The organism is Pseudoxanthomonas sp., from assembly GCF_035999195.1.
GTDB lineage: Bacteria > Pseudomonadota > Gammaproteobacteria > Xanthomonadales > Xanthomonadaceae > Pseudoxanthomonas_A.
Genome location: NZ_DASYGY010000009.1, coordinates 2,299,313 through 2,318,078, shown reverse-complemented (window position 1 = coordinate 2,318,078; position 18,766 = coordinate 2,299,313). Strand labels below are relative to the sequence as shown.

18 protein-coding genes are annotated in these 18,766 nt (G+C 68.5%); 10 read left to right on the top strand and 8 right to left on the bottom strand.

Annotation, left to right across the window (positions count from 1 at the left end; genetic code table 11):
- Positions 1-110 precede the first annotated feature (110 nt).
- From VGN58_RS17825 to VGN58_RS17810, 4 genes are all read right to left on the bottom strand, one after another.
- Positions 111-980, bottom strand: a complete 870-nt coding sequence (locus VGN58_RS17825) for a D-hexose-6-phosphate mutarotase (protein WP_327484508.1) — start codon at positions 978-980, stop codon at positions 111-113.
- Positions 977-2,248, bottom strand: coding sequence for a lytic murein transglycosylase (locus tag VGN58_RS17820; RefSeq protein WP_327484507.1), 1,272 nt, complete (start codon positions 2,246-2,248; stop codon positions 977-979). Before VGN58_RS17820 ends, VGN58_RS17825 begins: the two co-directional genes overlap by 4 nt.
- Before the next feature lie 113 nt (positions 2,249-2,361).
- Entirely contained in the window at positions 2,362-3,024 is a 663-nt protein-coding gene (locus VGN58_RS17815; protein ID WP_327484506.1) for a DUF6624 domain-containing protein, read from the bottom strand.
- 5 nt (positions 3,025-3,029) lie between these two features.
- On the bottom strand, positions 3,030-3,458 hold the full coding sequence (locus VGN58_RS17810) for a protease inhibitor I42 family protein (protein ID WP_327484505.1): 429 nt from the start codon (positions 3,456-3,458) through the stop codon (positions 3,030-3,032).
- Positions 3,459-3,527: 69 nt separating this feature from the next.
- Between VGN58_RS17810 and queF the strand changes: the two genes are divergently transcribed.
- The 5 genes from queF (at position 3,528) to VGN58_RS17785 (ending at position 8,173) form a co-directional block, all read left to right on the top strand.
- Complete coding sequence (gene queF, locus VGN58_RS17805; protein WP_327484504.1) at positions 3,528-4,346, top strand: NADPH-dependent 7-cyano-7-deazaguanine reductase QueF; 819 nt, start codon at positions 3,528-3,530, stop codon at positions 4,344-4,346.
- A gap of 109 nt (positions 4,347-4,455) precedes the next feature.
- Positions 4,456-4,761, top strand: a complete 306-nt coding sequence (locus VGN58_RS17800) for a LysM peptidoglycan-binding domain-containing protein (RefSeq protein WP_327484503.1) — start codon at positions 4,456-4,458, stop codon at positions 4,759-4,761.
- A 34-nt stretch (positions 4,762-4,795) separates the two neighbouring features.
- Complete coding sequence (locus tag VGN58_RS17795; RefSeq protein ID WP_327484502.1) at positions 4,796-5,278, top strand: hypothetical protein; 483 nt, start codon at positions 4,796-4,798, stop codon at positions 5,276-5,278.
- A 215-nt stretch (positions 5,279-5,493) separates the two neighbouring features.
- Entirely contained in the window at positions 5,494-7,725 is a 2,232-nt protein-coding gene (locus VGN58_RS17790) for an NADP-dependent isocitrate dehydrogenase (RefSeq protein WP_327484501.1), read from the top strand.
- Positions 7,726-7,825: 100 nt separating this feature from the next.
- Complete coding sequence (locus VGN58_RS17785) at positions 7,826-8,173, top strand: gamma-glutamylcyclotransferase family protein (RefSeq protein WP_327484500.1); 348 nt, start codon at positions 7,826-7,828, stop codon at positions 8,171-8,173.
- Between the two features lie 110 nt (positions 8,174-8,283).
- Here the strand turns inward: VGN58_RS17785 and VGN58_RS17780 are convergent, their stop codons facing one another.
- On the bottom strand, positions 8,284-8,514 hold the full coding sequence (locus VGN58_RS17780) for a hypothetical protein (RefSeq protein ID WP_327484499.1): 231 nt from the start codon (positions 8,512-8,514) through the stop codon (positions 8,284-8,286).
- Between the two features lie 110 nt (positions 8,515-8,624).
- Between VGN58_RS17780 and VGN58_RS17775 the strand changes: the two genes are divergently transcribed.
- From VGN58_RS17775 to VGN58_RS17760, 4 genes are all read left to right on the top strand, one after another.
- Positions 8,625-9,503 carry a LysR substrate-binding domain-containing protein gene (locus VGN58_RS17775; protein ID WP_327484498.1) on the top strand — a complete coding sequence of 293 codons (879 nt, stop codon included), beginning with the start codon at positions 8,625-8,627 and terminating at the stop codon, positions 9,501-9,503.
- Between the two features lie 30 nt (positions 9,504-9,533).
- A complete protein-coding gene (gene aceK / locus VGN58_RS17770; protein WP_327484497.1) occupies positions 9,534-11,243 on the top strand; it encodes a bifunctional isocitrate dehydrogenase kinase/phosphatase in 1,710 nt (569 codons plus the stop codon).
- Positions 11,244-11,310: 67 nt separating this feature from the next.
- The gene (locus tag VGN58_RS17765) at positions 11,311-14,016 is read left to right on the top strand and encodes a bifunctional acetate--CoA ligase family protein/GNAT family N-acetyltransferase (RefSeq protein ID WP_327484496.1); all 2,706 of its coding nucleotides are present in this window, start codon (positions 11,311-11,313) and stop codon (positions 14,014-14,016) included.
- On the top strand, positions 14,013-14,930 hold the full coding sequence (locus VGN58_RS17760) for a hypothetical protein (RefSeq protein ID WP_327484495.1): 918 nt from the start codon (positions 14,013-14,015) through the stop codon (positions 14,928-14,930). The genes VGN58_RS17765 and VGN58_RS17760 overlap by 4 nt, the downstream gene beginning before the upstream one ends.
- Positions 14,931-15,292: 362 nt before the next feature.
- On the opposite strand, the gene VGN58_RS17755 is transcribed toward VGN58_RS17760, so the two are convergent.
- Positions 15,293-16,321 (bottom strand): NADP-dependent oxidoreductase, encoded by a 1,029-nt coding sequence (locus VGN58_RS17755; protein ID WP_327484494.1) that lies wholly within the window; start codon positions 16,319-16,321, stop codon positions 15,293-15,295.
- A gap of 145 nt (positions 16,322-16,466) precedes the next feature.
- Here VGN58_RS17755 and VGN58_RS17750 point away from each other — a divergent pair, with 145 nt between their 5' ends.
- Positions 16,467-17,333 carry a methyltransferase gene (locus VGN58_RS17750; RefSeq protein WP_327484493.1) on the top strand — a complete coding sequence of 289 codons (867 nt, stop codon included), beginning with the start codon at positions 16,467-16,469 and terminating at the stop codon, positions 17,331-17,333.
- A gap of 39 nt (positions 17,334-17,372) precedes the next feature.
- On the opposite strand, the gene VGN58_RS17745 is transcribed toward VGN58_RS17750, so the two are convergent.
- A complete protein-coding gene (locus VGN58_RS17745; RefSeq protein WP_327484492.1) occupies positions 17,373-18,131 on the bottom strand; it encodes an anti-sigma factor in 759 nt (252 codons plus the stop codon).
- Positions 18,128-18,652, bottom strand: coding sequence for a sigma-70 family RNA polymerase sigma factor (locus VGN58_RS17740; protein ID WP_327484491.1), 525 nt, complete (start codon positions 18,650-18,652; stop codon positions 18,128-18,130). The genes VGN58_RS17745 and VGN58_RS17740 overlap by 4 nt, the downstream gene beginning before the upstream one ends.
- Positions 18,653-18,766 lie beyond the last annotated feature (114 nt).

The following is an 18,766-nucleotide window of genomic DNA, read 5'->3' as shown; positions in this document are numbered from 1 at the left end:
GGCGGTCCATGATGTTCGATGTTCGCGGTCTGGACGCACTTCCGCACCCTTGGCACCGTGTACGGTGGTACGCGTGCGATCGCGACTCACGTCGCTCCCACAGGTCGGTTCTACAGGACGGCCGCCGAGATCACGTGGCTCAGCCGGTGGCGCTGCCCCGGTTCCAGTTCGATGGCGTCGTTGCCCGCATTGGCCGCTTCCAGGCAGACGAAGCTGCGCCAGCCATCGTCCGGCATGTCGGCAATGGCACGTGCGCCGGCGTCGCCCGGGTTCCACACCACCAGCGAGCGGCTGCCGAAGGTATCCAGCCGGATACGGCGGCCCCCGGCGGGATCGAGCAGGTCGAAGCGGTGCCCGGTGCAGGCATAGAGTCGGTCGCTGCGGCCGGGATCGCGCGGCTCGTGCAGCGACCAGTCGCCCATCTGCACATGCGTGGCCCCGTCGTACTTGTCGTCGTAACGCAGGCCATCGAGTCCGGTGACCGTCGCCTGCATCGCATCGGCCACCCGAACGTAGGTATGCAGCGCCTGCGTCAGCCGATACGGCGCATCGCCGCGATGCAGGGTGTCGATGCTCTGCCGCAGCTCGCGCCCGATATGCACCGACATCTGCAGTTCCAGCGGCACGCCGTCGCGCAGCGGCAGCGCGAGCTTCAGCACGACGGCGCCGTCGGCCTCGCGCTTCACCTCGGTCAGCGACCAGTGCGAGATGCGCGCATGGCCGTGCTGGATCGCATCGTCCGGCTGTCCCTGCCTGCCGAAGTACGGCCAGCAGACCGGCACGCCGCCGCGGATCGCCTTCGGTGGCAACGCGGTCGTCGGCGACAGCCACAGCAGGTCGTCGAAGCCGGTCGGTACGAACGACAGCACCTGCGCGCCGTGCAAGCTGATACGCGCGACGGACAATGGCGTCTCCACGCGCACCACGTCGTCGATGTCCCGCCAGCGTTCGCGGGTCACACCTTCGGGCAGGACCGTCATGGCCGGGACGTCTCCGGCAACGCCACCGGCGGACCCTCCGCCTTCAGGGCGGCGAGGATCTTCGCCCCGGCCCGGCCATCGGCCGGCTGCAGCCCCAGGCGCTGCTGTTCGATGACGATGGCGCGCCGCGTCTGCGTACCGATCATGCCGTCCACCGCGCCGATGGCATGCCCGCGCGCGAGCAGCAGGGTCTGCAGCTCGCGGCGCTGCGGGCGACCGATGCCGGGGTCGTCGGTCGGCCAGGCGGCGACCAGCCCGGCGCCGCCACGCAGGCGATCCGCCAGCAGCGCGATGGCCAGCGCATAGCTTTCCGCCGCGTTGTAGGAGTAGATCGCGTCGTAGTTCTTGAACACGATGAAGGCGGGCCCTGCAGCGCCGGTCGGCACCAGCACGGCGGCGTTGCGGTCATCCGCCGGCAACGGTTGGCCGTCGATGCGGGTCACGCCTTGCGTCACCCACTTCGTCAGCGGCTTGCGATTGGTCCGGCCAGCCTGGGCGAGGTCGAAGCCGGACGGCAGCGTCACTTCGTAGCCCCACGGCTCGCCCGTGCGCCAGCCGGACGTCACCAGGTAGTTCGCGGTCGAGGCCAGCGCGTCGGGAATGCTGTCGATCAGGTTGCGCCGGCCATCGCCATCGAAATCGACCGCGATGCGCTGGTAGGTGCTGGGCATGAACTGGGTGTGGCCGAACGCGCCGGCCCAGGACCCGTTCAAGCCCTCCACGCGCACGTCGCCGGCCTGCAGCAGTTCCAGCGTGGTCAGGAACTCGCCACGGAAGAACGCCTGCCGCCGGCCGAAGCACGACAGCGTGGACAGCGACACCAGCAGCGGCCGCTTGCCGGACACGCGCCCGTAGTCGCTCTCCACGCCCCAGACCGCGACGACGGTGGCCGGATCCACGCCGTACGCCTGCGACACGCGGCCCAACAGTTCGGCATGCGTGGTCAGCATGGTCTGCCCGTCGCTCACGCGCTGGTCATCCACAAGCGCGGCCAGATAGTCCCACAGCGGTGTGGTGAACTCGGGCTGCGCGTCCAGCAGGTCCAGCACGCTCATGTCGGCGGCGAGGCCGTTCGTGTAGGTGTCGAACGTGGCCGTCGTGATGCCCTGCTTCTCGGCGACGGCGCGCAGGCTGGTCATGCAGGCGGTGAAGACGGGGTCGGCCGCAACCGGTGAAGCGACAACGGGCGGCGCGGTCGATGGAGCCTGTGCTGCCGCAGGAATCGCGGCCATCAGGGTCAGCCAGAGAACGGATGCGCGCAGGATCATGGTGGCCTCCCTGGCCTTCGGGGGAGGGCTCACTTTGCCTCGTGGGACGGATGAAGCCAAGTCGCAGCAGGTGGCGCCACATGGTTGCGGATCGCGTGCAGCAACCAGGACATTCAATCGGTCCTGCACGATGACGGCGCGAACAGCACGCCCGCGGGCCATGTCAACTTGACGCCGTTGCCGCTTGATGAAAGCTGCTGCACCCAGCAGTAGAAGGGTTCAAGCCCGATTTCCTGCCTGCGCTCATCCAGCTTAGCGGGCGTCACGATGTCGTAGAACTCGATGACACCCTGCGGACTCCGGAAGTACTGCATGCCATACACCTGCGGCTGATCCGTCAGGCGCCGGTTCCTGTCCACCAGTGACGCCAGTTGCCTGGCGTCGGCCTCACCTGCAAGCACGGCCTGCTTCATGTGCTGGGCCGCCATCGCCTGATGCTGCGGATCCATGTCGGCGTGCTGGCTCAACAGCCATGCGGCCTTCGCTGCGTCTTCCCCCACCGTCGAGCGCTTGGGCCACCCGCACTCGGCGAGGATGCTCCGCATGAACTTCGTATTGTCGGCATCGACCCTCAACACCTTGTCCAACGCCTCCCCTGACTCCGGCGATGCCGCCAGCTCATTGCGCGCGGACTGATCCGCATCTCGGCGCTGCAGCAGTTCACTTCGCAACGTCGCCTCCGCGCATTCGGCCGGCCTCCTGTCGGCTGCGAACGCGAACATCGGAATCGCCAGCAGCAGACAGGCCGTTGCCAGAAGTCCTTTTCTTACCGTCATCTTCGTCACCTTCCCTGGACCCGGATTCGATACTCCACCACCTCCACCGGCGGCACCGTCTCCCACGGCCGCCGATAGACCATCCGCACCGTCGCCTCGCCCGGCTGCTCCGCGCGGAACCACCAGCGCGCGAGCGCCGGCCTGCCGGGCATCGGCGGCTGCGTATCCATGGGTGGCGGCGTGGCGGGACCGGTGGTCCGGGCCAGCACGGGTGCCCCGTCCGAGGTGAACTCCCACTCATAGCCAGTACTGGCATTGGCCATCTGCGCGATCTCCAGCACCTGGCCCACCCGCATCGACACCGGCCCCTCGCCCTGCGGACGGACCAGCCCGTCGTCCGGCAAGGTCGCCGGGGGCGGCGCGCTGCCGATGGCAGGATCGCTGGCGCAGGCGCACAGCAATACGCACAGGCCGGGCAGCAGCAGTGATCGCATGGTCGCGTCCTCCCTGGAGACGCCGCCGTTATACACCCCGGCTTTAGGCCCCGTCCGTAAAATGGCGGCATGAACAACACCCCCCAGGATTCCTCGCTGGGTCGCGAGGTCGCGTATCCCGCGCACTACGACCCGACCCTGCTGTTCCCGATCCCGCGCCAGGGCGCGCGCGACGAGATCGGCATTGCCGCCGATGCGCTGCCTTTCATCGGCCACGACCGCTGGCATGCGTACGAACTCAGCTGGCTGGATGCCCGCGGCAAGCCGCGCGTGGCGACCGCGACGCTGACCGTGCCCTGCACCTCGCCCTGCCTGATCGAATCCAAGTCGCTCAAGCTCTACCTCAACTCCCTCAACAGCACGCGCTTCAACAGCGATGCCGCCGTACTCGAACGCATCGTGACCGACCTGTCGGCACGCGCCGGCGCGGATGTGCAGGTGGTGTTCGGCCTGCCGCCGATGACGGACGCGACGGAAGGCGAATCGATCGACGGGCTGGATGTCGAGATTGACCACTACGGTCCGCCGCGCGCCGAGTTCCTCGCGGCGGATCCGGAAGCACAGGTGGAGGAGACGCTGTCGTCCGACCTGTTGAAGTCGAACTGCCCGGTCACCGGCCAGCCGGACTGGGCGACCGTGGTGATCCATTACCGTGGACCGCGCATCGACCGCGTGGAGCTGCTGCGCTACCTGGTGAGCTTCCGCGACCACGCCGAGTTCCACGAGCAGTGCGTCGAACGGATCTTTCACGATCTGCGCGCGCACTGCCGTCCGGCCTCGCTGTCCGTCGAGGCGCGCTACACGCGCCGCGGCGGCCTGGACATCAATCCGTGGCGCGCAACCGCCGGCATGAATGTCCCGCTCATGAAGCGCGATCTGCGTCAGTAAAGTTACTCAGGTAACAATAGAAGCGTTTTCACGCACGCGCTATGGATTCTTAACAGGGCGCGTGCAAGGCTGATCGCATCCCAAAGGCCCGCCAGGAAGGGTGGATGCAATGAGCACAGAAAAGAAGGCGGATTTCTCCGGTGTGACCGCCAAGGTGGATTCGACTGAGCAACTCGTCGAGAAAGCCGATTTCTCCGGCGTCACCGCCCGAGTGGACAGCACCGAGGAACTTATCGGCGAGCGGACCTACACCATCGAGAAGGGCGACACGCTCTCCAAGATCGCGAAGGACCATCTCGGCAACGCGAATGCGTGGAAGCAGATCTTCGAGGCCAACCGCGACACCATCGACGATCCGGACCGCATTTTCCCGGGGCAGGTCATCAAGCTGCCGCCCAAGCCCGCCGACGCCTGATCGCCCCTCCACTTCATCCACAAGGATCGAACCCATGAAGCACAACCGCATGTCCTATGCCTTGGCCGCCGCACTGGTCGGCACCGTCGCCCTGGTCGGCTGCAAGAAGAAGGAAGAACCCGTCGTCGCGCCGCCGACTGCCGTCGAACCCGCGCCGGCTCCCGCCGAGCCCGCTCCCGCCCCGATGCCGGTCAGCGCCACCAGCGTCACCGTCGGCAACACGGCCGCCGCGGACAAGTCGGTCGCCGCGGTCGGCATGTTCGGCGTGAAGGACAAGATCATCGTGTCGGTCAAGACCGACGCCACCACGCCGGCCGACGCCACCATCGAGGCCAAGCTGACCTTCCAGGACGGCCAAGAAGCCGGCAAGCAGTCCGCGACCGTCAAGGCCGAGGATGCGGGCACCACCAATATCGAGTTCACCAACGCCAATGCCTGGCCTGCCGGCAAGTACAAGGTCGACGTCACCTTGAACGGTCAGCCGGTCGGCATGACGCAGGAAATCGAAGTCAGGTAATTCCCCATCAGCAGGCTCTCTCCCACTGGTGTGGGGCAAGCTCGGGCGTGGAGCGATCCACGCCCGCTTTTTTTGCCCGCGTGCAGGCGGCGACCCGCCTGTCCCGAGGACATGGCCTGCGCCGTCCGTACCCCCTCGTTTTGCCCTGCGTGCGATGGCGCGCGACAATGGCGCGCTGAATTCCCCGTCGCCCCTTGTCGAGAGTCCTGATCCCCATGTCGGATACGCCCCGCATCATCTACACACTCACCGATGAAGCCCCGTTCCTCGCCACCCAGTCGCTGCTGCCGATCGTGGAAGCGTTCACCGCGCCGGCCGGTATCGCCGTGGAGACCCGCGACATCTCGCTGGCCGGCCGCATCCTGTCGCAGTTTCCCGAGTACCTGAGCGACGCGCAGAAGATCAGCGACGACCTGGCCGAGCTGGGCCAGCTGGCGACGCAGCCGGAAGCCAACATCATCAAGCTGCCCAACATCAGCGCCTCGGTGCCGCAGCTGAAGGCCGCGATCAAGGAACTGCAGTCCCAGGGCTACCCGCTGCCGGACTACCCCGACGAACCGAAGGACGAGAAGGAAAAGGACGCCAAGGCGCGCTACGACAGGGTCAAGGGCAGCGCGGTGAATCCGGTGCTGCGCGAAGGCAACTCCGACCGCCGCGCGCCGCTGTCGGTCAAGAACTTCGCGCGCAAGCACCCGCATCGCATGGGTGCGTGGAGCAGCGATTCGAAGTCGCACGTGGCGCACATGGCATCCGGCGATTTCTTCGGCAGCGAGCAGTCGGCCACGCTGGCCAGCGATGGCGCGCTGAAGATCGAACTGGTCGCCGCCGACGGCACGGTCACCGTGCTGAAGGACAAGGTGAAGGTGAAGGCCGGCGAGATCGTCGATGCCGCCTCGATGAGCCGCAAGGCGCTGGCCGCGTTCGTCGCTGCCGAGATCGCCGATGCCAAGGCCCAGGGCGTGCTGTTCTCGCTGCACCTCAAGGCCACGATGATGAAGGTCTCCGACCCCATCATGTTCGGCGTGGTCGTCAACGAGTTCTACAAGACCGCGCTGGCGAAGCACGCCGTCGTGCTGGAGCAGGTCGGCTTCGATGCGAACAACGGCATCGGCGATCTGTACGCGCGCCTGGGCGCGCTGCCGGCCGAGCAGCAGGAGGCGATCAAGGCCGACCTGCAGGCCGTCTATGCCGACAGCGCCGCGCTGGCGATGGTGAACTCCGACAAGGGCATCACCAACCTGCACGTGCCCAGCGACGTGATCGTCGACGCCTCCATGCCGGCGATGATCCGCGACTCCGGCAAGATGTGGAACGCCGACGGCAAGCTGCAGGACACCAAGGCGGTCATTCCCGACCGCTGCTATGCCGGCATCTACCAGGCGGTGATCGACGACTGCAAGGCCAACGGTGCGTTCGACCCGGCCACGATGGGCAGCGTGCCCAACGTCGGCCTGATGGCGCAGAAGGCCGAGGAGTACGGCAGCCACGACAAGACGTTCCAGATCCCGGTCGACGGCACCGTGCGCGTCACCGACGACGCCGGCACGGCCGTGTTCGAGATGAAGGTCGAGGCCGGCGACATCTGGCGCATGTGCCAGACCAAGGACGCGCCGATCCAGGATTGGGTGAAGCTGGCCGTCGGCCGCGCGCGCCTGAGCAAGACGCCGGCGATCTTCTGGCTGGACAAGGACCGCGCGCACGATGCGCAGGTGATCGCCAAGGTCGAGCGCTACCTCAAGGACTACACCACCGACAATCTCGACATCCGCATCCTGCCGCCGGTCGAGGCCATGAAGGTGTCGCTGGAACGCATCCGCAAGGGCGAGGACACCATCTCGGTGACCGGCAACGTGCTGCGCGATTACCTGACCGACCTGTTCCCGATCATGGAGCTGGGCACCAGCGCGAAGATGCTGTCGATCGTGCCGCTGATGGCCGGTGGCGGCCTGTTCGAGACCGGCGCCGGCGGCTCCGCACCCAAGCACGTGCAGCAGTTCGTGGAAGAGGGCTATCTGCGCTGGGATTCGCTGGGCGAGTTCCTCGCGCTCGCGGCCTCGCTGGAGCACCTCGGCCAGCGTTACCTCAACACGCCGGCGAAGGTGCTGGCCAATGCGCTGGACGTGGCCAACGGCCGCATCCTCGACGAAAACCGCTCGCCCGCGCGCAAGGTCGGCGAACTCGACAACCGCGGCAGCCACTTCTACCTAGCCCTGTACTGGGCGCAGGCGCTGGCCGCGCAGGACGAGAATGCGGAGCTGAAGGCGAAGTTCGCGCCTCTGGCGAAAGCCCTGGCCGACAACGAAGCCGTCATCCTCGGCGAATTGAACGGCGCGCAGGGCAAGGCGCTCGACATCGGCGGGTACTACCATCCGGACCTGGCGAAGACCGCGGCCGCGATGCGGCCGAGCAAGACGTTCAACGACGCACTGGCGACGCTGTTGGCCTGACGCGGATCGCTTCGCTGCCGCCTCCAACGCCCGGCCCCGTGCCGGGCGTTGTGTTTTCGGCGACCCTCGTGCCTGCTGCCGCTATCCGGTACCTCCCGCCATGACCGACGCCGCCGATATCCTGTTGTTCTCCTACGGCACCCTGCAGCTGGAAAGCGTGCAGCGCGCCTCGTTCGGCCGCCGGCTCGATGGCGAACCGGATGCGATGACCGGCTATGCGCGGACGATGGTGGAAATCACCGACCCCGACGTGCTCGCCGCCAGTGGCGAACGTTTCCACCCGATCGTCAGCCCCAGCGACGATCCGTTCGACGAAGTGGCGGGCACCGTGTTCCGGATCACCGCCGACGAACTTGCCGCAGCCGATCGCTATGAAGTCGCGGACTATGCGCGCATCCAGGTGCGCCTGACCTCCGGACGCGACGCCTGGGTCTACGTGAGGGCCTGAGTGCAGCGAGGAAGCCGGCGTGGGAGCGACGTCAGTCGCGATTGGGCACCGCGGCGCTTCATCGCGACTGACGTCGCTCCCACAGGATGACCTCCGTGTCTTGAAGTCGCTCAACGGAACAAGGACAGCGACGTCATCGCGCGCAGCCAGCGTTCGCCCAGCCGCTGCACCGCGCGCTGGTGCCGGGCCTTGCCCGCCGCGTCATGGGCATGGTGGCGGCGCTCTTCCTGTCTGGGCGCCGGGTCATCGATGGAATGCGCGACATGCCCCTGCAAGAACAACATGCCCTGGCTCATGCCGCCCAGCTGCTGCCACCACGGCTTCTTCGTTTCCGATTGCATGCGACCGCTCCGTGACGCCGGTGCTCCGGCTTGAAGGATGGCCAAGGTAGGCGCATGATCGGCGCCGAAAAAGCGAAAGCTCCGCAAGCCAGCCTTGAGATGGATTCAAGATGAGCCGACTGCCGCTGGACCAGGTGGATGCCTTCGTCACCGCCGCCCGCCTGCGCAACCTGACCCGGGCGGCCGAGGCCATGCACCTCACCGTCAGTGCGCTGAGTCACCGCATGCGGCTGCTCGAACAGCGGCTGGGCCACAAGCTGCTGGCGCGTGGGCCGCGCGGCGTCGAACTGACGCCGGACGGGCAGCGGCTGTTCGACGCGATCTCCGGCCCGCTCGACACCATCGACCACGCCCTGCGGCGCGCCACGCTGCGCAACGACCACACCGTCACGCTCAGCCTCATCCCGTCGATGGCCACGGCCTGGCTGGTGCCGCGGCTGCCCGCCTTCCTCGCCGCGCATCCGGAGCTCGGCCTCAACCTGCAGTCGAGCACGCATGTGGTCGACTTCGAGCGCGAGCCGGTGGACCTGGCGCTGCGCCTGGGCGGCGGCCGCTGGGCGAACGTGCACGCCGAGTTCCTTTTCCACGAATGGATCACGCCGGTCGCCAGTCCCGCGCTAGTGAAACGGCACGGCAAACCGGCGCCGGACCAGATGGCGAAGCTGCCGCTGCTCGGGGACCCGGCCAACCGCTGGAAGGACTGGTTCGAGCATTTCGGCGGCCAGCCGCCGGCGCGTTACGTGGCGCAGTTCGACGACACCGAGACGCTGCACCAGGCCGCGGCGCAGGGCGTGGGCGTGGCGCTGGCGCGCTGGACGCTGGCCGAGCCGCTGGTGAAGGCCGGCCGGCTGGTGACCCTGACGAGGAAGCGGCTGCAGGCCGACTTCGCGCACTACCTGGTGTATCCCGAACGCAGCGTGTCGCATCCGGGTTTCCGCAAGGTACGCAGCTGGTTGCTGGAACAGGCCGGCGTGGTGGTGGAGCGATGACTCCAGCGCGCGCCGGCTAACATCGGCCGCATGGTCCACGACGATGCCCTCGCCCGCCTGATCCACGACGCGTTCGCGGACTACCACGCGCGTTTCGCGGCGATCACCCGCCGCGCCAAGCGCCGCTTCGAGACGATGGACTGGGCCGGCGCGCGCGCCGATGCCGTCGAACGCATCGCGCTGTACGACCAGTGCATCGCCGAATGCGCGCTGCGCCTGCAGGCGGTGTTGCCGGGCCGGGCCCATGATCGCGAGCCGTGGATCACCGCTCGCGCCGCGTTCGAGCGGCTGATCGCCGGGCAGATCGATCGCGAGCTGTACAAGACGTTCTACAACACGCTCTGCCGCCGCTTCCTGCGCATCCGCGGCGTGGATCCGGCGCTGGAGTTCGTCGCGCTGGACGTGGAACCGACCGATGCGATCACCCATCCGGTCGCGCGCCACAGCTATGCCGTCTCCGAACAGCGTCCGACGGATACGTTCGCGCGCGTGCTCGGCGATTACGGGTTCGACGTCCCATACGCGCATCGCACCCGCTGCGCCGCGGCGATCGCGGTGCGTCTGCAGGACGACCTGGCGCACTGGGGCGCGAATCCGGTCCGCGGCATCGAACTGCTGGACACCGTGTTCTATCGCGAACGCCGCGCCTACCTGGTCGGGCGCGTATTCGGCGAGCACCGGTTCTCGCCCTGCGTCATCGCCCTGGTCAACGATGGCGGGCAGTTGAAGGCGGAAGCCGCGCTCACCCATCGCGGCGACGTGGCGCACCTGTTCGGCACCTCGCGCAGCTACTTCCATGCCGACCTGGCGACGGTGGGCGATGCGGTGGTGTTCCTGCGTTCGCTGCTGCCGGGCAAGCCGATCGACGAGATCTACACCGTGCTCGGCCGTGCCAAGCAGGGCAAGACCGAGCGCTACCGCACCTTCTTCCACCACTTCGCCGCGCATCCGGACGAACGGCTGGTGCATGCCGAGGGCACGCCCGGCATGGTGATGGCGGTGTTCACCCTGCCCAGCTATCCGCTGGTGTTCAAGGTGATCCGCGACCGCTTCGCCTACCCCAAGGCGATGAGCCGGCAGGACGTGGAGGACAAGTACGACCTGGTCTTCCATCTGGACCGCGTCGGCCGGCTGCTGGATACGCAGGCGTTCCGCTTCCTGCGCTTCCCGCGCGCGCGCTTCTCGCCGGCGCTGCTGCAGGAGCTGCGCGAGAGTTGCGGTCAGAGCCTCAGCGAGGACGGCGACGACCTGGTGATCCACCTCTGCTATGTGCAGCGCCGGCTGAGGCCGCTGAACCTGTACCTGCGCGAGCAGAAGGCCGACGCCGCGCGCACCGCCGCGCTCGACTACGGGCAGGCGATCAAGGACATGGCGCGCAACAACATCTTCCCCGGCGACATGCTGCTGAAGAACTTCGGCGTATCGCGGCATGGACGCGTGGTGTTCTACGACTACGACGAGCTGCGGCTGGTCGCCGACTGCCGGTTCCGCGACTGGCCGCAGCCGACGACCTACGAGGAACAGATCGCGGATGGCCCGTGGTTCCATGTCGATGCCGGCGACGTCTTCCCCGAACGCTTCCCGCAGTTCCTCGGGCTGCCCGACGCACAGGCGAAGGCGCTGAAGGCCGCGCATGGCGACCTCTTCAGGCCCGCCTGGTGGCGCGACCTTCAGTCGCGCCTCACCGCGGGCGACTATCCGGATACTCCGCCTTACCCGGACACGCTCAAGCTGGCGTGACGGCGCGCATGCCCCTGCGACAGGCCGCGCGTTACCCTAGCCGCCACGTGGAGACCGCCTTCCCGCCATGAGCACCTACCGCCTCGACTCGATCTTCCGCCCGCGCGCCGTCGCCGTGGTCGGCAGCCAGTCGCGTCCGCGTTCGGTGGGACGCGCGGTGGTGGAGAACCTGCGGGCCGCCGGCTTCGATGGCCGGATCGGATTGGTCAACAAGCACCCGACGCCGATGGACGGCGTCACCATCGCACGCCACCTGCGCGACCTGCCGTGGACGCCCGACCTGGTGGTGATCGCCACGCCCGCGGCCACGGTTCCGTCGCTGGCCGCCGAAGCCGCGGAGAAGGGCGCCGCGGCCGTCGTGGTGTTGACCGCCGCGATGGGCAACGGGCCGGGCTCGCCTGCCGCGCAGCTGGAAATCCTGACGCGCGAGAAGGGCCTGCGCGTGCTGGGTCCGAACTGCCTGGGCGTGATCGCGCCGCATGCGCGCCTCAACGCCAGCCTGGCGAGCCGCTTCCCGAAAGCGGGCGACCTGGCGCTGATCTCGCAGTCGGGCGCGATTTCCGGCGGCCTCGTCGAATGGAGCATGAGCCAGCCGGTCGGCTTCTCCGCCGTGGTGTCGCTGGGCGATGCACTGGACGTCGACTTCGCCGACCTGCTGGACTACTTCGCCACCGACCATCGTACGCGCGCGATCCTGCTGTACGTGGAAGCCATCCGCGATGCGCGCAAATTCATGTCGGCCGCGCGCGCGGCTGCGCGCACCAAGCCCGTCGTCGTGGTGAAGTCCGGCCATGGCCTGCCGGTGCGGGTCACGCCGGCCGGCAGCACGCACACACAGAACCTGGCCAAGCCGAACGCCGTCTACGGCGCCGCGTTCCGGCGCGCCGGCCTGCTGCGCGTGCGCTCGCTGCACGAGCTGTTCGCGGCGGCGCGCACCCTGGGCCAGGTGCGTCCGTTCCAGGGGCGACGACTCGCCATCCTCACCAACGGCGGCGGCGTGGGTGCGCTGTCGGTCGACCATCTGTACGAACAGGGCGGCACGCTGGCGACGCTGTCGGAGGCCACGCGCGACACCCTGGACCGCCTGCTGCCGGTGGGGTGGTCGCGGACCAATCCGGTCGACCTGCTGACCGACATCGACGCCGACCGCTACGCCGCGACGATCGAAGCCCTGCTCGCCGATCCGGAGAACGATGCGCTGCTCGCGGTCAACGTGCCGACGGTGTTGTCGTCGTCGTCGGAAGCGGCACATGCGGTCACCCGTGTGCTGTCGCAGCGCCCCGCGCATGGCGCGCGCAAGCCCGTGTTCACCGTCTGGCTGGGCAACGACCCGCAGGCCGAAGCGCTGCTCGATGCCGCGCAGATCCCGCGCTATCCGAACGAGTCGGACGCGGTGGCCGGCTTCATGCACCTGGTCCGCCATCGCGAGGTGCAGGCCGCGCTGATGGAGACGCCGCCCAGCCTTCCGGAGGATTTCAGCCCCGATGTCGGCAAGGCCCGCGCGCTGGTCGATGCGGCGCTGGACGCCGGCCACGCATGGCTGGATCCACTGGCCACCACGCAGCTGCTCGCCGCCTACGGCATTCCGATGGCGCCGGTCTGGCGCGCGGTCGATCCCGACGATGCCGCACGCATCGCCGCGCCGCTGCTGGCCGACGGCATGACGGTGGCGGTGAAGATCCTGTCGCCCGACATCCCGCACAAGTCGGACGTGGATGGCGTACGCCTCAACCTGCCGCACGCGAATGCCGTACGCGAGGCGGCGGCCGGCATCCTGCAGCGCGCGCGCGAACGCCGCCCGGATGCCCGCATCGAAGGCGTGATGGTGCAACCGACGCTGCTGCGGCCGAAGGCGCGCGAACTGATCGCCGGCATCGCCGACGATCCGGTGTTCGGCCCGGTCATCGCATTCGGCCGGGGCGGTACGGCGGTGGAAGTCATCAACGACCAGGCCGTCGCCCTGCCGCCGCTGGACCTGCGGCTGGCGCACGAGCTGATCGCACGCACGCGCGTCTCGCGCGTGCTGAAGGCCTACCGCGACGTGCCGGCCGCCGACGAGCGCGCGGTCGCACTGGTGCTGGTGAAGCTGGCGCAACTGGCCGCCGATATCCCGGAGATCCAGCAGCTCGACATCAATCCGCTGCTGGCCGACCGTGACGGCGTGGTCGCCGTCGATGCACGCATCGCCGTGGCGCGCGGTCGCGCATTGCACAAGGGCCGCGGCCATCCGCGCTTCGCGATCTTCCCGTATCCGACCGAATGGGAACGGACCATCGAACTCGCCGACGGTCAATCCGCGCTGGTGCGACCGGTGCGGCCGGAAGACGACGCGATGTTCCGCGCGTTCTTCACCCACGTGACCGACGACGACCTGCGCCTGCGCTTCTTCCAGTCGGTGCGCCATTTCAGCCACGAGTTCATCGCCCGCCTCACCCAGCTCGACTACGCGCGTTCGATCGCCCTGGTCGCCGTGCATCCGGACACGCACGAAATGCTCGGCGCCGTGCGCCTGCATGCCGACGCCAACTACGAGACGGGCGAGTACGGCATCCTGGTGCGCTCGGACCTCAAGGGGCACGGCATCGGCTGGAAGCTGATGCGGATCATGATCGAGTACGCGCAGTGGCAGGGCCTGAAGACCATCGAAGGCCAGGTACTGCGCGAGAACCGCACCATGCTGGCGATGTGCGAGAGCCTCGGCTTCCGCGTGAAGCTGGATCCCGACGATCCCACGCTGATGCATGTCAGCCTGCCGGTGCCGAGCAAGGCATGACGCGTCGTGCCGCGCTCATTGGTGCATCGATGGCGCTGCTGGCGCTGGCCCTCGCCGTAATCGCATGGCAGCGCACGCGTCCCGAATCGCTTGCCTCACCCGCTCACGCACCGGCTGCGCACATACCGGTGGCGGCGACGCTGCTGCAGACAGCGCATTACCGCGTGCACAGCACCGCCACCCCGGCGCAGACGCAACAGGTGGCCGACGCGGTCGAGGGCCTCCATGCAGCCTACATGGCGCTGTTCGCCGACCAGGTCCGCCCTTCGGGCCGACCGCTCACGCTGGTGCTGTACGCCGATCGCGAAGAGTTCCAGCGCAACAACCGCAGCCGGCCGTGGGCCGAGGCGTACTACCTGCGGCCGGCCTGCTACGCCTACTACGGCGGCGGAAGGCAGAATCCGTATCACTGGATGCTGCACGAGGCGGTGCACCAGTTGAACACCGAGGTCGCCGGCTGGCGACTGCCCGCATGGGCCAACGAGGGTGTCGCCGGCTACCTGGGCGCGAGCTGGCTCCAGGATGGCGTGCTGACGCCGGGGCGCAGCGATCCCGACACTTATCCGATCTGGTGGTTGTCACGGATGAAGCTGACGGGCAGCCTGCACACAGACATCGCTGAGGCTCGCTTCATCCCGTTGCGCGACCTGCTGGAAGGCCGGGGGCCCGGCATCGACCGGCACGTCAATCTCTACTACCTGCACTATTGGGGCCTGACCCACTTCCTGTTCCACTACGAGAACGGCAGGCATGCAGCCGCCTACAAGCAGTTGCTTTCCCGTGGCGCATCGACACCCGACTTCGAACGCCTGATCGGACCGCTGGGCGATGTCGAGCAAGCGTGGTACGCGTACATGCTGGACGCCATCGCGACGATGCAGAAGTACGAAGCCGAGAACGGCATCGAGCGCTGACAGGAACCGGGTTGCCGATCTTTGCACCCAGCCGTCGTCATTTCCACGGAGGCGACACCCCCGTACCTTTGCTTTCGCGCGTTCGTGTCGCTGGATCCCCGCCTGCGCGGGGATGCCGATCTGCAGTTTCACCGCCACCTCGCGGACGCTCTCCCCGCGCGGCAGTCCGATCAATGCGCGCGGCGCATTCTCCCGACCCTGCACGAGGCTCTCGCATCAGCGGACCTCTCGCCCGCAAGACAGCCGCCCATCTCGGGCACGAACTGCGGATACCGCTTCTCCGTCATTCCCGCGAAGGCGGGAACCCAGCGACTTTCGTGAAACTAGAGGCACTGGATCCCCGCCTTCGCGTGCATGACGCTCTACAGCTTCACCACCACCTTGCCGAAGTTCTCCCCGCGCAACAGCCCGATCAGCGCGTGCGGTGCGTTCTCCAGGCCTTCCACGAGGTCCTCGCGGTAGCGGATCTTGCCCTCGGACAGCCACGCTCCCATCTCGCACAGGAACTGCGGGTACAGCGCGATGAAATCGTGCTGGATGAACCCGCGCACGGTGAGGTGGCGGGTCAGGATCTGGCTCATCAGCCACGGCATGCGGTCGGGTCCGGGCGGCAACGCGGTGTCGTTGTAGTGCGCGACCAGTCCGCAGACCGGGATGCGGGCGAAATCGTTGAGCAGCGGTACCACGGCGTCGAACACGGCGCCGCCGACGTTCTCGAAGTAGACGTCGATGCCGTCCGGGCACGCGGCCCGCAACTGCGCGGCGAAGTCCGGCGCGCGATGGTCCAGCGCCATGTCGAAGCCCAGTTCGTCGCGCAGATAGGCGCGCTTGGCGTCACCGCCGGCGATGCCGACCGTACGCGCGCCCTGCAGCTTCGCGATCTGGCCGACGGTGGCGCCGACCGGTCCGCTGGCGGCGGCGACCACCACCGTCTCGCCGGGCTGCGGCTTGCCGATTTCGTGCAGCCCGACGTAGGCGGTGAAGCCCGGCATGCCGTAGACGCCGAGCGCAGTGGTCAGTGGCGCGACCGACCCATCCAGCCTGCGCTTCAGCAGGCGGCCGTCGGCGATGGCGTGGGTCTGCCAGCCGCCATGCGCCAGCACGAGATCGCCGGCCTTCAGGTCTGGATGCCGCGAGTGGATCACTTCCGACACCGTGCCGCCGTCCATCACCTCGCCGATCTCCACCGGCTTGGCGTACGAACGCCCTGCGTTCATGCGGCCGCGCATGTACGGATCCAGCGACAGATAGCGGTTGCGCAGCAGCACCTGGCCCTCCGCGGGTTCGGGCACGGGCGCGTGTTCCAGGCGGAAGTCGTCGGCCGTCGGCTCGCCCTGCGGGCGTGCGGCCAGCACGATGCGCGTGTTGCGTTCTCCATCAGGGTGGACCATGTCGCGGCTCCGGTGTCGACGATTGCGCTGCAGTCTAGCGACCGCACGTGCGGATGCGATGAAGCGTGCCGCGTGCGCGGTGATCGCCATGCCCCCTGAACATGCTGCGTGCTAGGCTCCGCCCACCTTTCTGGAGGGCTGACGCATGACGATCCGCATTGTTCCGCTGTCCCTGGCGCTGGTGGCTGCATTCGCTGCCTCCACGCCTTCGTTCGCCGCCTCGCCTGCCAAACCGGCCGGCACCGCGCACGCACTGACCGCGGCTGACGCCGCCGCACTGGACGCCACCCTGAAGGGCGACTGGCGCGATCCCAAGAACGTGGCGCGCGACGCTTACCGCCACCCGAAGGAAACGCTGTCGTTCTTCGGCGTGACGCCGACGCAGACCGTCGTGGAGATCACGCCCGGCGGCGGCTGGTATGCGGAAGTGCTGGCGCCGTACCTGAAGAACGGCGGACGGTACGTGGCCGCGGTGGTGGATCCGGCGTCCGCCCCGGAGAAGAGCCGTGGCTATTACCAGCGCAGCGTGGACGGCCTGCAGAAGAAGTTCACCGACGCGCCGGCGCAGTTCGACAAGGCGGCGACGGTGAAGTACGACCCCGCCGCGCCGGTGTTCGGCGCCGCAGGGTCTGCGGATGTCGTGCTGACCTTCCGCAACGTGCACAACTGGCGCAGCGCCAACCAGGCGGAGGGCATGTTCAAGGGTTTCTTCGAGGTGCTGAAGCCGGGTGGGGTGCTGGGCGTGGTGGAACACCGCGCGAACCGGGACGTGCCGGCCGACGACAAGAGCGGCTACGTCAGCGAGGCGCAGGTGATCGCGCTGGCGGAAGCGGCCGGCTTCCGCCTCGACGCGAAGAGCGAGGTCAACGCCAACCCGAAGGACACCAAGGACCATCCGAACGGCGTGTGGACGCTGCCGCCGTCCAACAACCATCCCGAAGCCGACCGCGCGAAGTACCAGGCCATCGGCGAGAGCGACCGCATGACGCTGCGGTTCGTGAAACCGCGTTGAGTCCCGGCAGGTGCGGCCCCGGTCGGGCCGCACCTGCGATCACCCGTTGTCCAGCAGGTTTGGCAGCGCGCGCGCCGCGACGTCGGCGGCATCGCTGACCAGCGCGAAGCTGGTGTCGCGGTGCGACCAGTACTGCGCCAGCAGATCGCCGTCGCGGCGCTGCCCCTCGCCCGCCAGCCGGCCACGCGGCCGCAGATAGAAGCCCACCCGTGCGCCCGAGCCGTCCTGGTAGACCAGCATGGCGGCGGCGCCCTGTTCGGTGGACAGCAGGCGGCCCCCCATCCACCGGTAACCGGCCTGGCTGAGATCGGGCACCCGTCCGGCCTCGCCGAAGTGGCGCAGCAGCCAGCGTTGCAGGTCGTCCGCGCGGGCCGGGTCGAATTCCATCGGCGGCGCATCGGCCTCGGCGAACTGGCGGTACGCGGCCACCGCGTCCGCCATGGGCAGGGCCGACGGCGCCGGGCGCAGGTCGCGCATCTGCCAGCCGGCACCGCCGCCGATGACGAAGGCCAATACCCAGGAGGCGGCGATGCCCAGGCGCCTGCGGCGTCGCGCCCGCAGGCCGCGCCGTATCAGCGCGGGCATCAGCGCCGCATTCGCCGGCCAGCGCTCGGGGTTCGCCGACAGCGCGCGCAGGCGTTCGGCATCCCGCTTCCAGGCATCCACCTCGGCGGCGCGTCCGGGATGTGCGTCGAGCCAGGCGACGATGGCCGCGCGGCGTGCGGGATCGAGGCGGCCGTCCACGTACGCGTGCAGTTCGTCGTCCGTCGGTGCGTCGTGCAGGGGCTTGATGTTCATCGCAAGGCCTTCAGGGCAGACGTGGGCGGCGTTTCCTCCTGCATCGCGCGCAGCGCCTGGCGCGCGCGCGACAGGCGCGACATCACCGTGCCCACCGGGATGCCCAGCGCCTCGGCGGCCTCGCGGTAGGCCAGTCCCTCCACGCTGACCAGCATCAGCAACGCGCGCTGCTCGGTCGTCAGGCCGCCGAAGCCGGCCAGCGAGGTGCGCGCGTCGAACACCTGCTCGGGGGTGGGCGGCGAGGCGTCGTCCTCGGCCGAGAACAGCCGCGCGATGCGCTTCCATCGCGCCGCACGCCGACGCTCGTCGACGAAGATGCGGTACAGCACCGAGAACAGCCAGGTCTGCAGGGCCGCCGGATCGCGCAGGTCGGCGCCGCGCGTCAATGCACGCTCCAGCGCCGCCTGCACCAGATCGTCGGCCGCCGCGGCGTCGGACGCCAGCGAGCGCGCGAACCGGCGCAGGCGCGGAATCAGCGCGTGCAGGGTCTCGTCATCCAGGCGGGGCGGTCGGGCGGGCATGGGCCGGTCGTTGCGGTAACAGGGGTAGGACGTACCACGCATCCGATTATTCCCGTTCCCGGTACGCTCTGGCGGGATACGCCCAACCCGGGGAATAAAGCCGGCGCCCGCGCG

What these genes read in the sequence shown, in the direction of transcription:
- VGN58_RS17760 (WP_327484495.1), top strand. Translation starts at nt 14,013, where the DNA reads ATGACGCGTCGTGCCGCGCTCATTGGTGCATCGATGGCGCTGCTGGCG.
- VGN58_RS17800 (WP_327484503.1), top strand. Translation starts at nt 4,456, where the DNA reads ATGAGCACAGAAAAGAAGGCGGATTTCTCCGGTGTGACCGCCAAGGTG.
- queF (WP_327484504.1), top strand. Translation starts at nt 3,528, where the DNA reads ATGAACAACACCCCCCAGGATTCCTCGCTGGGTCGCGAGGTCGCGTAT.
- VGN58_RS17790 (WP_327484501.1), top strand. Translation starts at nt 5,494, where the DNA reads ATGTCGGATACGCCCCGCATCATCTACACACTCACCGATGAAGCCCCG.
- VGN58_RS17825 (WP_327484508.1), bottom strand. Translation starts at nt 980, where the DNA reads ATGACGGTCCTGCCCGAAGGTGTGACCCGCGAACGCTGGCGGGACATC.
- VGN58_RS17815 (WP_327484506.1), bottom strand. Translation starts at nt 3,024, where the DNA reads ATGACGGTAAGAAAAGGACTTCTGGCAACGGCCTGTCTGCTGCTGGCG.
- VGN58_RS17750 (WP_327484493.1), top strand. Translation starts at nt 16,467, where the DNA reads ATGACGATCCGCATTGTTCCGCTGTCCCTGGCGCTGGTGGCTGCATTC.
- aceK (WP_327484497.1), top strand. Translation starts at nt 9,534, where the DNA reads ATGGTCCACGACGATGCCCTCGCCCGCCTGATCCACGACGCGTTCGCG.
- VGN58_RS17765 (WP_327484496.1), top strand. Translation starts at nt 11,311, where the DNA reads ATGAGCACCTACCGCCTCGACTCGATCTTCCGCCCGCGCGCCGTCGCC.
- VGN58_RS17775 (WP_327484498.1), top strand. Translation starts at nt 8,625, where the DNA reads ATGAGCCGACTGCCGCTGGACCAGGTGGATGCCTTCGTCACCGCCGCC.
- VGN58_RS17755 (WP_327484494.1), bottom strand. Translation starts at nt 16,321, where the DNA reads ATGGTCCACCCTGATGGAGAACGCAACACGCGCATCGTGCTGGCCGCA.
- VGN58_RS17785 (WP_327484500.1), top strand. Translation starts at nt 7,826, where the DNA reads ATGACCGACGCCGCCGATATCCTGTTGTTCTCCTACGGCACCCTGCAG.
- VGN58_RS17820 (WP_327484507.1), bottom strand. Translation starts at nt 2,248, where the DNA reads ATGATCCTGCGCGCATCCGTTCTCTGGCTGACCCTGATGGCCGCGATT.
- VGN58_RS17740 (WP_327484491.1), bottom strand. Translation starts at nt 18,652, where the DNA reads ATGCCCGCCCGACCGCCCCGCCTGGATGACGAGACCCTGCACGCGCTG.
- VGN58_RS17795 (WP_327484502.1), top strand. Translation starts at nt 4,796, where the DNA reads ATGAAGCACAACCGCATGTCCTATGCCTTGGCCGCCGCACTGGTCGGC.
- VGN58_RS17780 (WP_327484499.1), bottom strand. Translation starts at nt 8,514, where the DNA reads ATGCAATCGGAAACGAAGAAGCCGTGGTGGCAGCAGCTGGGCGGCATG.
- VGN58_RS17810 (WP_327484505.1), bottom strand. Translation starts at nt 3,458, where the DNA reads ATGCGATCACTGCTGCTGCCCGGCCTGTGCGTATTGCTGTGCGCCTGC.
- VGN58_RS17745 (WP_327484492.1), bottom strand. Translation starts at nt 18,131, where the DNA reads ATGAACATCAAGCCCCTGCACGACGCACCGACGGACGACGAACTGCAC.